The sequence below is a fragment of the Polynucleobacter sp. AP-Feld-500C-C5 genome (genome assembly GCF_018882265.1).
In the GTDB taxonomy this organism is placed as follows: Bacteria; Pseudomonadota; Gammaproteobacteria; order Burkholderiales; family Burkholderiaceae; genus Polynucleobacter.
Genome location: NZ_JACVOW010000019.1, coordinates 23663 through 36690 on the forward strand (window position 1 = coordinate 23663; position 13028 = coordinate 36690).

16 protein-coding genes and 3 tRNA genes are annotated in these 13028 nt (G+C 43.2%); 8 read left to right on the plus strand and 11 right to left on the minus strand.

Annotation, left to right across the window (positions count from 1 at the left end):
• Window positions 1-26 precede the first annotated feature (26 nt).
• The 3 genes from ICN21_RS01860 (at window position 27) to ICN21_RS01870 (ending at window position 2116) form a co-directional block, all read left to right on the plus strand.
• Window positions 27-818 (plus strand): TatD family hydrolase, encoded by a 792-nt coding sequence (locus ICN21_RS01860; RefSeq protein ID WP_216176345.1) that lies wholly within the window; start codon window positions 27-29, stop codon window positions 816-818.
• Entirely contained in the window at window positions 818-1522 is a 705-nt protein-coding gene (locus ICN21_RS01865) for an ankyrin repeat domain-containing protein (RefSeq protein ID WP_216176347.1), read from the plus strand. The genes ICN21_RS01860 and ICN21_RS01865 overlap by 1 nt, the downstream gene beginning before the upstream one ends.
• Window positions 1523-1594: 72 nt before the next feature.
• Window positions 1595-2116, plus strand: a complete 522-nt coding sequence (locus ICN21_RS01870; RefSeq protein WP_216176348.1) for an ion channel — start codon at window positions 1595-1597, stop codon at window positions 2114-2116.
• A 3-nt stretch (window positions 2117-2119) separates the two neighbouring features.
• Here the strand turns inward: ICN21_RS01870 and ICN21_RS01875 are convergent, their stop codons facing one another.
• The 5 genes from ICN21_RS01875 to hyi all read right to left on the minus strand — a co-directional run bounded on the left by ICN21_RS01875 (window position 2120) and on the right by hyi (window position 6075).
• Complete coding sequence (locus tag ICN21_RS01875; protein ID WP_216176350.1) at window positions 2120-3007, minus strand: DUF3108 domain-containing protein; 888 nt, start codon at window positions 3005-3007, stop codon at window positions 2120-2122.
• A gap of 113 nt (window positions 3008-3120) precedes the next feature.
• On the minus strand, window positions 3121-3690 hold the full coding sequence (locus ICN21_RS01880) for an HNH endonuclease (protein WP_370624037.1): 570 nt from the start codon (window positions 3688-3690) through the stop codon (window positions 3121-3123).
• Window positions 3691-3775: 85 nt separating this feature from the next.
• A complete protein-coding gene (locus ICN21_RS01885) occupies window positions 3776-4366 on the minus strand; it encodes a YqiA/YcfP family alpha/beta fold hydrolase (RefSeq protein WP_216176352.1) in 591 nt (196 codons plus the stop codon).
• A gap of 5 nt (window positions 4367-4371) precedes the next feature.
• Window positions 4372-5271: a 2-hydroxy-3-oxopropionate reductase gene (gene glxR, locus ICN21_RS01890; protein WP_216176354.1), complete on the minus strand. Its 900-nt coding sequence runs from the start codon at window positions 5269-5271 to the stop codon at window positions 4372-4374.
• Between the two features lie 24 nt (window positions 5272-5295).
• A complete protein-coding gene (gene hyi / locus ICN21_RS01895) occupies window positions 5296-6075 on the minus strand; it encodes a hydroxypyruvate isomerase (protein ID WP_216176356.1) in 780 nt (259 codons plus the stop codon).
• 149 nt (window positions 6076-6224) lie between these two features.
• Between hyi and ICN21_RS01900 the strand changes: the two genes are divergently transcribed.
• Window positions 6225-6833: a hypothetical protein gene (locus ICN21_RS01900; RefSeq protein ID WP_216176358.1), complete on the plus strand. Its 609-nt coding sequence runs from the start codon at window positions 6225-6227 to the stop codon at window positions 6831-6833.
• A gap of 9 nt (window positions 6834-6842) precedes the next feature.
• A complete protein-coding gene (locus tag ICN21_RS01905; RefSeq protein ID WP_216176360.1) occupies window positions 6843-7697 on the plus strand; it encodes a M48 family metallopeptidase in 855 nt (284 codons plus the stop codon).
• 3 nt (window positions 7698-7700) lie between these two features.
• Here the strand turns inward: ICN21_RS01905 and ICN21_RS01910 are convergent, their stop codons facing one another.
• Together ICN21_RS01910 and ICN21_RS01915 are read right to left on the minus strand one after the other, a co-directional pair.
• A complete protein-coding gene (locus ICN21_RS01910; RefSeq protein WP_215320653.1) occupies window positions 7701-7940 on the minus strand; it encodes a hypothetical protein in 240 nt (79 codons plus the stop codon).
• Window positions 7941-8009: 69 nt separating this feature from the next.
• Window positions 8010-8486, minus strand: a complete 477-nt coding sequence (locus ICN21_RS01915) for a DUF4118 domain-containing protein (protein WP_216176362.1) — start codon at window positions 8484-8486, stop codon at window positions 8010-8012.
• A gap of 42 nt (window positions 8487-8528) precedes the next feature.
• Between ICN21_RS01915 and ICN21_RS01920 the strand changes: the two genes are divergently transcribed.
• From ICN21_RS01920 to ICN21_RS01930, 3 genes are read left to right on the plus strand one after another with little or no spacing between them, the layout of a single operon-like run.
• Window positions 8529-9407, plus strand: coding sequence for a carboxylesterase (locus ICN21_RS01920; protein WP_216176363.1), 879 nt, complete (start codon window positions 8529-8531; stop codon window positions 9405-9407).
• Window positions 9397-10641, plus strand: a complete 1245-nt coding sequence (locus ICN21_RS01925; protein ID WP_216176365.1) for a TolC family protein — start codon at window positions 9397-9399, stop codon at window positions 10639-10641. Before ICN21_RS01920 ends, ICN21_RS01925 begins: the two co-directional genes overlap by 11 nt.
• A gap of 18 nt (window positions 10642-10659) precedes the next feature.
• Window positions 10660-11121 (plus strand): hypothetical protein, encoded by a 462-nt coding sequence (locus tag ICN21_RS01930; RefSeq protein WP_216176368.1) that lies wholly within the window; start codon window positions 10660-10662, stop codon window positions 11119-11121.
• Window positions 11122-11182: 61 nt separating this feature from the next.
• Here ICN21_RS01930 and ICN21_RS01935 read toward each other — a convergent pair.
• The 4 genes from ICN21_RS01935 to gltX form a co-directional block, all read right to left on the minus strand.
• Window positions 11183-11259, minus strand: a tRNA-Asp gene (locus tag ICN21_RS01935).
• 43 nt (window positions 11260-11302) lie between these two features.
• Window positions 11303-11378, minus strand: a tRNA-Glu gene (locus tag ICN21_RS01940).
• A 35-nt stretch (window positions 11379-11413) separates the two neighbouring features.
• Window positions 11414-11489 (minus strand) — tRNA-Ala (locus tag ICN21_RS01945).
• A gap of 78 nt (window positions 11490-11567) precedes the next feature.
• Window positions 11568-12965 (minus strand): glutamate--tRNA ligase, encoded by a 1398-nt coding sequence (gltX, locus tag ICN21_RS01950; RefSeq protein WP_216176370.1) that lies wholly within the window; start codon window positions 12963-12965, stop codon window positions 11568-11570.
• Window positions 12966-13028: the final 63 nt, after the last annotated feature.

A 13028-nucleotide genomic window follows, 5' to 3' on the forward strand; every position in this document is an offset into this window, starting at 1 on the left:
GTTCTCAGGCAGACTAAAATGTAGGTATGTTTATCGACTCACACTGCCATCTGGATTTCCCGGAGTTTCAAGCCCGCTTGCCGGAAGTCTTAGCAAATATGAAGGCAGCTAAAGTCAGTCATGCGCTCTGTGTTTCAGTTGATTTGCCAGATTTTCCGAATGTTTTGAAGCTTGCTCAGGATCACCCGCATTTATATGCTTCCGTCGGTGTTCATCCCGACTATGAGGATACCCCCGAGCCAAGCGTCGAATTTTTGGTTGAAACAGCTAAACAGCAAGCCAAAATAATTGCCATTGGTGAAACTGGCTTGGATTACTACCGCATGGGCGAGCGTAGCTATGAATCGATGGAGTGGCAAAGAGAGCGCTTTAGAACCCACATTAGGGCCGCACTTTCAGCCAAGAAACCGTTAATTATTCATACACGTTCTGCCTCCGAAGACACCATCAATATTCTGAAGGATGAGGGTGCTGATGGGATTGGTGGAGTGATGCATTGTTTCACCGAAAGCTTAGAGGTGGCCCGGAAAGCGATGGATATGGGCTTTTATATCTCCTTCTCGGGCATTGTCACCTTTAAGAGTGCTAAAGACCTGCAAGAGACTTGTAAACAGGTTCCTTTAGAGCGCATGCTCATAGAAACAGACTCGCCTTATTTAGCTCCAATTCCTTATCGTGGCAAGACTAATGAACCTGCTTGGGTATCTAAAGTTGGTGAATTTATTGCCAATCTTAAGGGCGTCCCCATAGAGAAGCTTGCTAGTAGTACAAGTGATAATTTTTATCAATGTTTTCAGATAGATAGAGTGGCTAATTAATGTCAAAGTTTACTTTTAAATCATTAGCTTTATTAGCTATTTTGAGTGCATCAATCAACTCTTATGGGCAAAGTGAAGCGCAAATTGCCAATTTCACTAAAGCAGCCAAATTTGATGACATCTCAGAGGTGAAAGCACTCATTGCGGCTGGTGTGAGTCCAAATGCAGTCGATTCTAAAGGCGATCCAATGCTCGTCATCGCCATTCGAGATAAATCCGCAAAAGTGATTGATTTTTTACTCAAAGATAAGAAAACAGATGTAGATCTATCCAATTCTTTTGGTGAAACGCCCCTCATGTTGGCCTCTATAGAAGGTGATTTACCAGTGGTTAAGACTTTAGTGCTGCAAAATAAGGCCAAAATTGATCATATTGGCTGGACACCGTTGCATTATGCTTGTGCAAAGGGTCAATTGAATGTGGCTCAATTTTTAATCGCCAACGGAGCGATGATCGATTCTAGAGCTCCGAATGGCACCACACCATTGATGATGGCCACTCAAGCAGGCAATGAGGAGCTAATCAAATTGCTGCTTGATAAAGGCGCTGACCTACGCATGCGTAATTTGAATGGTTTTTCAGCCATAGATATTGCGGAGATTTACCAGAAGCCTTGGATAGCGGATGGGCTCAAATCACGCTGGCAGCGCCTTTATAAGGAGCCATATCCAGGGCCCGCCAAGGTCCGGTCAGCCGCTTCTTGATTTAACATATTTGCGTATAATCATTATTATGTCAAATAAGATATTTCTGTAGGAAATTCAAACTAAACTAACATGATCAATCTATTTAACAATACCGACCTACCCAGCTTTACAACTCTTTTTGGCGAGATCAATGCTGATATGGGCAATGGTCAAATTTGGATTATGGTTGTATCTGCCTGTTTGATGCTGGCTGTTCATTCAGTAGCTGTTCTCGGCATTGCTGGAGCTTTTCACTGGATTGATGATGTCATGACAAAACGCAGAATCTTTGGCGCCAGCTTTTTGTCTTACTTCATAGCCATATTATTGGTCATCGCCATTCATCTAAGCGAAATCGTAGTTTGGGCTTATATCTGTGTAGCCTTAAAGGTATTCCCGACCAATCCCCAGACCTTTTACTTTGCAGGTGAAATGTATACAACCGTCGGTTATGGAGATTACAAATTATCTGAGCAATGGCGCATATTGCCTATCATCATCTCTTTCTCAGGGATCTTTGCCGTATCCATGTCAGGGGCAGCTTTGTACACGATGATGGGCGCCTTATTGGGACACAACGGCCAAAATCAGAGTACAAAGCCAGGATCCTAACGATTAGAGCGATTTACCTTCTGAAATCGGGTTCTTTTGCTTAAATACCAGCTCTAATACTCGGCCATTGGCTTCCAGTGAGCGAATTCTGCCGGGGAGCCACTCCAAGTCCTTTGCCAGCCATATATCTACCTGACGCTTGTATGGGTCTTTTTCTCGTTGCATCAAGGCGTAACGCCGATTGACTGTATTTCCAAGGCTAGGGATATCAGCATTGAGAGCCTCTCCATAACTCTTAAACTGCCAATTTTCTAGGGTGTTGTAATCAATCACAGGTATCGAGCGAATGCTACCAGCTTCATCTATTTTGCTATCGCCATTTAAAAGTGAAGCCAATTGAAACATCAGGCTAAAACGATCTTGGGTGCCAGGAACAATAGTAGGGGTAAATTCAGGCTTTTCTGAGAAGTACATTTGCCCCCCTCCCTTTTCATCACGATCAAAGCGTGAATAACGTGGTGGCTTGGTTCCCCGCTGCGTCCAATAAATCGCGGGCGCAATCCCATACGCATCGACCGAACCTCTAGATTCAAAAACAAAGGGGCCAACAAAGGCATAAGGAATATTGATATAGAGTCGATAGGAGTTACCTTCCACAATCCAATCAATTTCTGCTGTTTGATATTGCTGACCATCCACATAAGCGTCGTAGTAGAGAATACCTGATCCTGGCAATTTGAAAGCAACGCCCGTTTGATTAGAGCTTCCACCCTGCTCTCCTGCATCTGCACTGTTGCTATCGAGCGGGCTCATTGATGAGTTATCTTTAGCAACCCTGTTCTTCGGCGCCTTAACCATTTGAATTTTTTTGGGAGGTTCAAGCTTAAGCTCGGTATTAATGATGAGATCTTCAGCAATCTCTGGGGGGTTTCCGAATGAAATAAACGGCATACCGAAAAAAAGCAGTAGATGCCCTATTAAGGAAAGCAGAATCGCAAAGAAAATAATCCGCAACGAGTGTGTGCGGATTTTTGGGCTAAAACTTTGTGGCACTAAACCATGTCTCAGGAGAAGCCCTCTAGCAAGCGGCTATTTTTAGGGAGATTGGCTGCCAGAAAGTCCATTTGATCAGCCAAAATATTACGGCCTTTAAGGATCATGTCCTCATAGAGACTAGGCATATAGGGGGTATAAAGCAGACCCATGCCCGCTTGTTCTGGCGTACGGTTACCTTTGCGTTGGTTACAAGGGCGACAGGATATGACTAAATTCATCCAAGAATATTTACCACCCCGACTATTGGGAATGATGTGCTCTGCCTCAGCGTGATTCTCATGAATTGCAACACCACAATAGGCGCATAAGCCTCGATCACGCTTGAATAATTTGTGCTTAGTAATCACTGGAACAACATCAAATAAATTAATCTTTGATGTTCCTTTGATGGCGATGATGGAGTGAAGTTCTATCACTGACTGCAAGCCGCTTGCGCGAGAAATGCCACCGCGCATTCTCATAATGGGATCACCGAGGGTCCATAAGACACTACTGTCGGCGTAGTGCTTTGTTGCATCCTCAGCGTTAACCCAACCCTGGGGAATTCCACCTGCGTCCAATTTCAAGATGCTCAGCACAAACTCTCCTTTCTAGGTCGCAGCAAGTAGCTACGATCGTTTAGATCATCTTACAGAAGAAGCTGCAAGCAATCAATAAAAGGGCTTATTTGGTGGAAATGAACTGAAGAACTTTGGGCAGGTGATCGGCATAGTCTGCAATTCCATGATCGCTACCCTCCAAAACAAGTTGCTGGGCACCTGGATAGAAGTCTACCATTTCATGCCAGTCTAAAAGCTCGTCACCCTTAGCCGCTATTAGAAAATAACGGGATGGATCAGAAATTTTCTCAACCTGTAGCGCCTTGAGTTCGTCGATATATTCTGGACGAAAATCAAAAGGTTCATCGCTATCATATGCAGTCATCATCCCTACATGTGGTGCAAGCTCACGTGCTGCATGTACCGCAGGATTCAAGGCGATCGCTTTGCAGCCATACTTCTCTGCAAGATAGTTGGCGTAAAAACCGCCCAGAGATGAACCAACCACAACAACACGATCAGCCATAGATTGATCAATGTGGGAAATCACCATCTCCATGCTTTCCTTCGGAGAGGCCAGCAACTGAGGGCAATACCATTCATATGGATTTGCTTTAGTGGCTAGAGCCCTCACAGCTTCGCCCGTCATCACCGCCTTATTAGATCGAGGAGAAGAGCGAAATCCGTGAAGGTAAACCAGCAGGGTTGAAGACATGCAAATTAAGACTTTTGCCCTACTTCAAAGTTTGCTAATTTCTCTAAGGCTTTGACCATCGCTGAGTGATCCCAGGCTTTGCCACCATGAGCCGCACAAGCATTGAATAATTCTTGCGCAGTCGCGGTATTAGGTAAAGAAACTCCAAGAGCGCGAGCACTATTGAGCGCTAGGTTTAAATCTTTTTGATGTAACTCGATTCTGAATCCAGGGTCAAAAGTACGCTTGACCATACGTTCGCCGTGCACTTCAAGAATCTTTGAACTCGCAAAGCCGCCCATCAATGCTTGGCGAACTTTAGCGGGATCAGCACCTGCTTTAGATGCAAACAATAGTGCCTCAGCAACAGCTTCAATATTGAGGGCAACAATGATTTGATTAGCTACCTTAGCAGTTTGACCGTCACCATTAGCGCCAACTAAGTTAATGTTCTTGCCCATTAAATCCATAATCGGCTTTACCTTGTTAAATACAGACTCATCACCACCAACCATGATGGATAAAGTGGCATTCTTAGCGCCAACCTCGCCACCAGATACCGGGGCATCCAGGTAGTCACAATCCAAGGCATTAATCTTTTTAGCAAACTCTTTCGTTGCGATTGGCGAAATAGAGCTCATATCGACAACAACTTTGCCTTTGGATAATCCAGAGGCGATTCCGTTCTCGCCAAATAGGACTTTCTCAACATCTGGAGTGTCGGGAACCATCGTAAAGATGATGTCTGCACTCTCAGCAACCTCTTTAGGGCTTTTGCACTGAATGGCTTTAGAGCTAGCAAGATCGGCAGGAACCTTGGTGCGAGTATTAATAAATACCTGATGTCCTGCATTCACAAGATGCCCAGCCATAGGGGCACCCATAATACCTAAACCAACAAATCCTAATTTCAATTGATTGCTCATAGAGTCTCCGTTATAAATCGTTTTTTATGAATTGAGATGCTTCATCCAGCCAAGACCCGCTTCAGTATTGGTGGCAGGTTTGTATTCACAACCTATCCAAGCATGATAGCCAATTCGGTCAAGGAACTTGAACAAGTATGGGTAATTGATTTCTCCAGTGCCAGGCTCATTGCGACCAGGATTGTCAGCTAGTTGAATATGGCCAATTTTGGAAAGATTTTTTTCAATGGTATTTGCTAGCTCACCTTCCATGCGCTGTGCATGATAGATATCGTATTGAATGAAGAGGTTATCGGCAGCAACTTCAGCCAAAATATCTGCAGCCTGTTTGGTAGTATTTAAAAAGAATCTAGGAATATCAAAGGTATTAATTGGTTCGATCAATAAACGAAGATTTGCTTTTTTGAGCTCCGCTGCAGCATAGCGAAGATTTTCTACTAAGGTTGCATGAAGAAGTTTTGGATCGACTCCCACAGGGGTCTTCCCAGCTAAACAATTCAGTTGTTGAACTCCTAATACTCTGGCGTATTCAATGGCTTTAGCAACACCCTGGCGGAATTCTTCTACGCGATCAGGATGACACGCAATGCCTCGCTCTCCTGCATCCCAATCTCCAGCTGGCAGGTTATGCAGCACTAATGTCAGTTGGTGTTGATCTAATTGTTGTTTGATCTCTGCAGCAGAATAGGCGTAAGGGAAAAGGAACTCAACCGCATTAAATCCGGCTTTACTGGCTCTTTCGAAGCGCTCTAAAAATGGTACCTCATTAAATAGCATGGTTAAGTTAGCAGCAAATTGTGGCATCGCAAACCTTTAGAAGAATGAAGAACTGATAACGAATCTTAACAAAGAAGCCAATTTTCTTCCCGAAATGCAATAGGGCTTGATTAGAGCTTAATAGTTAATGAAAGTAGGCTAATATTGAAATTAAACGCTATCCCATAAGAAAAACAATGAATACTCAATTTATCCAAATCTCCCTGGCTCTTGCAGTCAGCCTTGCAGGCTTAGGCACTGCTTTTGCTCAAGCCGGTAGTTCTCCTTCATCTGCTAATCAGCCCATGGTAATCGATGCCGCAGTAGTGGATAACAGCTACCTACTCTATGAAGGTAATGTTTTAAAAGTAGACAAAAAGACGCGCACTATCACCTTCAAAAATAAAGAAGGAGAATCAAAATTTGTTGCCGGCTCTGAAATCACCAATTTTGATCAAATCAAAAAAGGGGATCGTCTCAGCGTTACCTATCAATTAGCAGTAGCTATCGAATTGATTAAAACCAAGAGTGATGGCGTTCGTAGCAAAGTTGAAACTAATACAGTAACAACCTCTAAAGGCAATGAAAAGCCTACCGAAACCATTTCCAACAAAACCACCATCATTGCCGATATAGTCGAAGTCAATCGTGATAAGAAATTGGTTTCTGTTAAGGGCCCTAGCGGCAAGATCACTACCGTGATGGTCAAGAACCCCGCTCTTTTAGCTGATGTGAATGTTGGCGAGCAAGTTAAAGTCATTTATTACGATGCCATGGCTGCCTCAATTACCTCTCCAAAAAAATAAGACCTGTAGATGCAACTAACGGCAGTTTGTTTTAAGGTACTTACTACTCTTGCGCTTATCTCACTCCTCTTGGCCTGTGCTAATACCACCAGGTCAGGAGCGGTAGGTGTAAACCGGTCTCAGTTTTTAGTAGTATCTGCTTCTGAAGTGGATCGTTTGTCTGCTGTTAGTTACAACGAGCAGAATCAAAAAGCCAAAGAAAAAAATATTCTGCTTACGTCTGGCCCTGAATACGATAGGCTTAAGGCAATTTCCAACCGATTAATTTCTCAAACGGGAGTCTTTCGTGACGATACCCGCCAGTGGAATTGGCAATTGGTTTTAATCAATGCGCCGATTCTGAATGCTACTTGCGCACCGGGCGGAAAGATCACCTTTTATACGGGCTTAATTGAACAACTGAATCTGACTGATGATGAGATTGCGGCCATCATGGGCCATGAAATTGCCCATGCCTTGCGTGAACATGGTCGAGAACGTTTATCACAGGCCATGGCTCAGAGCGCTGTTACTAATATTGCTATGGCTGCGGCAGGAGCTTATGGTTCAGCGATTAGCGCAGCCAATCAAGCGGCTCAATATATTTTGATATTACCTAACTCTAGACAAAACGAATCAGAGGCGGATGCAATTGGACTGGAACTGGCTGCTAGAGCTGGCTTTAAACCACAAGCTGCCATTAGTGTTTGGCAAAAGATGAATAAGGCAACTCAAGGTAAAGGTACGCCAGAGTTTTTGTCGACCCACCCTTCTGGTGAAACCAGAATTGAGCAACTGTCAGAACTCATGCCTGCAGTAGAGCCGCTTTACATAACAGCAGTAAAACCATCTACCAATTTAAATGCCGACAAATCTAAAAAATAAATGTTATTTTTTAGATTGTTGTGGCACGGTGTTATTTACTGGAGGAGTTACCGGCTTTGGCTGTGGCACAACTAATGGTGAAGGAGGTTTTGGAGCCGGTGCAGCAGATGGGTTGGCTGGACGGCCACTTTGAGCGCCACCTGGAGATGTAGGTGAAGCTTTTTCAAAAGGATTAAAACCCAAGCCGGCAGCGCCTGCAGGCAGTGTCGCAAAACTAAGAAATATGGCCAATATCTTGTACATCCTTCGATTCTGACACATTGCAGCATAAAAGTCACCTATTTATGGCCTAGTGAGTGCCAAGAGTGATCTTCAAAGCTTATTTTGAGTTTCTTTATCTTTTGAAATGAGGTTCATTGCATTTTTCAAGCTTCTACTGGCATCGCTTAAAAGCTGAAAATTACTGTAACTTACGCGGGTTAATAATATCGCCTTATATCGCTCTCTTTGTAACCACTCAACAATTCCAACGGCAATAAAAGCTATCAAGATGTAAGAGATAAATACAAAAGAATCCTGGGGTGTTGGCATATCAAATGAGTCAAAAGGTGGAACGAAGAAAAAAAAGGCTAAGGGAATAGAAAGAATAATTGTTACGACACTTGGCAGAAAACCAAAAAAAAGTGCTGTCAAGATCGTATTCAGAATAAAAAAGGTCATCGGGAGATTGGCCTGTAAAAATGTATGCAAGCTATAGCGTATGGAAAAAGCCACAAACACTCCAAATACAGCCAAAAAATAGGCTTGAGGCCCATTTCTTGCCCAACGCTTCGAATTTTGTATTTTCATGAGTAATAATGACGTTATATATATAGGTACCCGAAACACCCAATGACAGTCCCAATAGATCAGCAAGATCGTTACGAAACATTCTATCAAGGTAATTCAGGTCACGTAGTGATTCTTTTACCTGGTCTTTGTGGTTCTGAATTGGAGATGGGTGTTATTCCTAGACTCTTACGTCAATCTGACCACTCCTACGTAATCCCAAGAATACCCGGCTACTCTGCACACACTGGTTTAAAAGACTATCAAGAATGGATTGAAACGGTAGATCAGCTTGTTTATGATTTAAATTCTAGCTACAAATCAGTATCACTTGTTGGGTTAAGCATGGGGGCTACCCTTGCCCTAGCGGTTTCTGAAAGAAATGCAAATATAAAATGCCTTTCGCTGCTTTCCACAGTCATTTTTTTTGATGGCTGGTCTGTGCCCTGGTACTACCCGTTTTTATCCTTTATATATAAATTAGGAGTTCGAAATTGGCATTACAAGGAATCTGAACCATTTGGCGTTAAAAATAAAGATTTACGCCGACACATTCGAAAAGCCGTTATGGCTAATTCTGTAAGCGAGCTAGGAGCAGCTCATCTTCCGGCAAAACACCTCTATCAGTCCTTGCAATTAGTTGCAGCTACGAAAAAAAATCTCGAAGACATTACATCAGACGTGTTAATCATCCATGCTATTGATGATGAAACTGCTTCACCTAAAAATCCTGACTTCTTAATAAGCAAAATTGCCTCTGAAACCTGTCGAGTAATCTGGTTGGGTAACTCATACCATATGATTACTGTGGATAATGAACGGGAAGTCGTAGCCAACGAAGTCATTAAATTTATTGGGCTATCTATCCAAAAGGAAGAAGCGCTTAATCATTACGATCTTGAATCCCCCATTCTCATCATTAAAAATCGACATGAAGGCTAAGCTTATTAAGATAAAATTGGTATTTGGTGGGATTTTTGTTTCAACCTGCCTTCTGTCCCATTTCTCTTATGGACAAACACTCCCTCCTTTCAAGTCATCCGATACGAACTATCAAGCTATTCCATTAAGTGCTTACCTTAGTGAACTTAATGAAAAAAATGCTTCCTTAAAAGTAAAGAAATTAAATACAGATTCTGCGTTATCCACTGCCAAACAAGCTGGAATGCCGAATTTAAGTCCTATCCTAACTTATGCACGCGGTAGTATTTATACTCAGGCGCCCTATACTGGCTATACCAATCCGTCATCGAATACTTTTGGGGCTACAGTTACTGTAGAGGGTTGGGGTAAGCGTTCTGCCCGTGAGGCTTATGCTCAAGCCGAAGCAAACCGACTGTTAGCAGAGACGGTTGTTGAAACTAGGACTCTTGAAACTCAAGCAATTTTTAACTATATCGATGCGCTAAGAACAAAATTACTATGGCAGTCCTATCAATTTGCCCTTGATAAGCTAGGCACCATAAAGTCTTCAGATATAACAGCTCAAAAAGCGGAATTCCAAGCAGCTCAAAAAGTTCTTGCTAATGATTTGAAATACTACTCATATGGTTTATTAGGGTTACTTGGAGCGCAAGATCAGCAGTTGCCTCTTCCCTTAGGCACGCTCAACATAGCACCACAAAAATTTAAAGTTGAGGAACTCGTTGAGCAGGCACAAAACAACAGAGTAGAGATCATTTCTAATAAAGCCTTTGTTGAATCTGCTAACGCTAATTTAGAAGTTGTGAGGGCTAGCAAAAATACAGATTTCTTGCCGGGGATTTATTACACCGAAACACCCCCATACACTTCAAGTGGAGTTGGCTATGGAGCTCAAAAATCATTAAGCTTTTTACTCTCTATTCCTCTGGGTAATGGCATGTTAAATAATTCTGACGTAATCTCGGCCTCAAATAGCGTGACAGAGCAAGAAGTAAATTTAAGAGCTGCAAAATCAAAAATTGTTACTGAAATTAATCAAACTTACTTACAATATCAGTCTGCTCGGGAACGTCTTGAAACTGCGACAAGCGCCTACAATCAAGCAAAATTATTACAAAACTCAGGCCTTCAGGGATTATTAAAATTTCGAGATGTGGAATACGAATTGATAGATGCCCGCACTGTTCACGCAAAAACTCTGATACTGTTGCAAAGATTAAGTGGGAACTTTGAAAACCCCAATTTATATTAAGTCCGACTAGAGGTCACTATGAAGATCATCAAGAAATCTTTACCAGCTTTTGTATTAATCTCAACCTTACTTACGTTATCAATACCTGTTTACGCAGCGCAAACTCAAGCGCAGCAGCAAGCAACTGCAGCGGCTTCTAAAGCTGCAGCAACTGCAGCTGCCTCTAAAGCTGCAGCAACTGCAGCGGCCTCTAAAGCTGCAGCGATTACTGCATCAACTAAAGCTAATCCAACAACATCAACATTGTCTGCTTCGAAGAGCAGCAATGGTGTTACAGGTACCACACCTACTTCGAGTAAGACCTCAGCTAGCACAAGTAGTGGCGCTAGTACATCAGTCGCGAGGAGTAACGTCCTATCTTCGAATAATCAGCAAGTCATTAGTCATGCCGAAGGCAGCAAATCTTCCATTCAACCTGGTAATGCTGGAGGACCTACTGATGGTGGCAATTATCTCGGCACTTCTCCTACTAGCCAGTAATGCCCTAAACAATTATGGAAAAATAAAAAAGCCCTTTCAACAAGGGCTTTTTTAATGAATTTGGCGGAACGGACGGGACTCGAACCCGCGACCCTCTGCGTGACAGGCAGATATTCTAACCAACTGAACTACCGCTCCAAATTACAACAAGTGAATCAAAAAAACTACTACCAAAAAGATCTGGCGTCCCCAGGGGGATTCGAACCCCCGTACTCACCGTGAAAGGGTGATGTCCTAGGCCTCTAGACGATGGGGACCTGGACTACTACAAACTACAAATGTCTTGAATTTTTGGTGGAGATAAGCGGGATCGAACCGCTGACCTCTTGCATGCCATGCAAGCGCTCTCCCAGCTGAGCTATACCCCCGAAATCTCGCAATAAAACCACAAGACAATCAAAACAATCCAAGATTTTAGCCTATTTTTGCGTAAGCACGCAAATTGTCTACAGGACGACCTTCGAGAGCCGATTTACAGCCTCTTCTTTACCTAAAACGACTAATACAGAATCAATGGCTGGAGTCTGAGTAGTTGCAAATAATGCATAACGAACAGGCATTGCTAAGGCTGGCATTTTGAGTTGATGCTTTGCTAGGACTTGTTTGAATGCAGCGCTATAAGCTTCTTTACTTGGCTCTACATTTTGAATGGCTTCAATCAAATCTTTTAATGCAGGAACTACAGATTGAGGAATATTCTCTGCAATTTGTTGCGCATTGAGTTGCGGCGCTGGCAGATAAAATAATTTTGCTCCTTCCGCAATCTCAATCAAGGTATTGGCGCGATCCTTTAATAAAGCAACCACTTGAATAAAGTTCGGACCACTTTCAGTATCGATACCTAGTTCATGAGCAAAAAGCTTCGTTGCTAGTGCCAAGCTAGCTGGATCTGTATTTTGAATATATTGATGGTTAAGCCAAAGGAGCTTTTCAGGGTTATGTTGAGCTGGTGAGCGACCCAGACTATCAAGGTCAAACCAATTGACAAATTGCTCCTTAGTAAATACCTCTGCATCACCATGTGACCAGCCCAAACGCGCCAAGTAGTTCAAGATAGCGTCCGGTAGATACCCTGCTTTTTGATAATCCCGCACACTCATGGCGCCATTGCGTTTGCTCATCTTTTCACCAGAGTCGTTTAAGACTGTGGGTAAATGGGCATAGACAGGCGGAGTCCCGCCGAGAGCTTTCATGATATTGATTTGGCGTGGCGTATTGTTCACATGATCATCACCGCGTATGACGTGAGTAATCTTCATATCCAAGTCATCCACCACTACGCAGAAGTTATAGGTGGGAGTGCCATCCGGCCTCGCAATGACTAGGTCATCTAACTCGTCGTTCGAAATTTCAATTTGACCTTTGACGGCATCATCCCAAATTACAGATCCACCAAGCGGGTTTTTAAAACGAATCACCGGTAGAACACCTTCCGGAATGGCCGGCAAAGTTTTGCCTGGCTCTGGTCGCCACAATCCGTTATAACGCGGCTTTTCTTTATTAGCCATCTGCTGGTCACGGAGTTTGTTGAGTTCATCCTCACTCATATAGCAGGGATATGCCAATCCAGATGCCACCATTTGCTTAATCACTTCACGATAACGATCAATACGCTGCATTTGATAGATAGGACCTTCGTCGATATCCATGCCTAACCACGCCATACCTTCAATGATGACGTCTACGGCCTCTTGCGTGGAGCGCTCAACATCCGTATCTTCAATGCGAAGAATGAAATCGCCTTGATTGTGACGCGCAAAAGCCCAAGGATAGAGTGCGCTGCGAAGATTTCCCAAATGAATGAAGCCCGTGGGACTGGGGGCGAATCGTGTACGAATATGCATAGTGAGTATTATCTCAGGTCGGCCAAATGGGCACCCAAATCAAAAAACATGGATACTTTGATC

Coding starts and splice junctions, on each gene's coding strand:
- hyi (WP_216176356.1), bottom strand. CDS start 6,075: ATGCCACAATTTGCTGCTAACTTAACCATGCTATTTAATGAGGTACCA.
- ICN21_RS01860 (WP_216176345.1), top strand. CDS start 27: ATGTTTATCGACTCACACTGCCATCTGGATTTCCCGGAGTTTCAAGCC.
- ICN21_RS01865 (WP_216176347.1), top strand. CDS start 818: ATGTCAAAGTTTACTTTTAAATCATTAGCTTTATTAGCTATTTTGAGT.
- ICN21_RS01900 (WP_216176358.1), top strand. CDS start 6,225: ATGAATACTCAATTTATCCAAATCTCCCTGGCTCTTGCAGTCAGCCTT.
- glxR (WP_216176354.1), bottom strand. CDS start 5,271: ATGAGCAATCAATTGAAATTAGGATTTGTTGGTTTAGGTATTATGGGT.
- ICN21_RS01910 (WP_215320653.1), bottom strand. CDS start 7,940: ATGTACAAGATATTGGCCATATTTCTTAGTTTTGCGACACTGCCTGCA.
- ICN21_RS01905 (WP_216176360.1), top strand. CDS start 6,843: ATGCAACTAACGGCAGTTTGTTTTAAGGTACTTACTACTCTTGCGCTT.
- ICN21_RS01920 (WP_216176363.1), top strand. CDS start 8,529: ATGACAGTCCCAATAGATCAGCAAGATCGTTACGAAACATTCTATCAA.
- ICN21_RS01870 (WP_216176348.1), top strand. CDS start 1,595: ATGATCAATCTATTTAACAATACCGACCTACCCAGCTTTACAACTCTT.
- ICN21_RS01925 (WP_216176365.1), top strand. CDS start 9,397: ATGAAGGCTAAGCTTATTAAGATAAAATTGGTATTTGGTGGGATTTTT.
- ICN21_RS01915 (WP_216176362.1), bottom strand. CDS start 8,486: ATGAAAATACAAAATTCGAAGCGTTGGGCAAGAAATGGGCCTCAAGCC.
- ICN21_RS01875 (WP_216176350.1), bottom strand. CDS start 3,007: ATGCCGTTTATTTCATTCGGAAACCCCCCAGAGATTGCTGAAGATCTC.
- ICN21_RS01885 (WP_216176352.1), bottom strand. CDS start 4,366: ATGTCTTCAACCCTGCTGGTTTACCTTCACGGATTTCGCTCTTCTCCT.
- ICN21_RS01930 (WP_216176368.1), top strand. CDS start 10,660: ATGAAGATCATCAAGAAATCTTTACCAGCTTTTGTATTAATCTCAACC.
- gltX (WP_216176370.1), bottom strand. CDS start 12,965: ATGCATATTCGTACACGATTCGCCCCCAGTCCCACGGGCTTCATTCAT.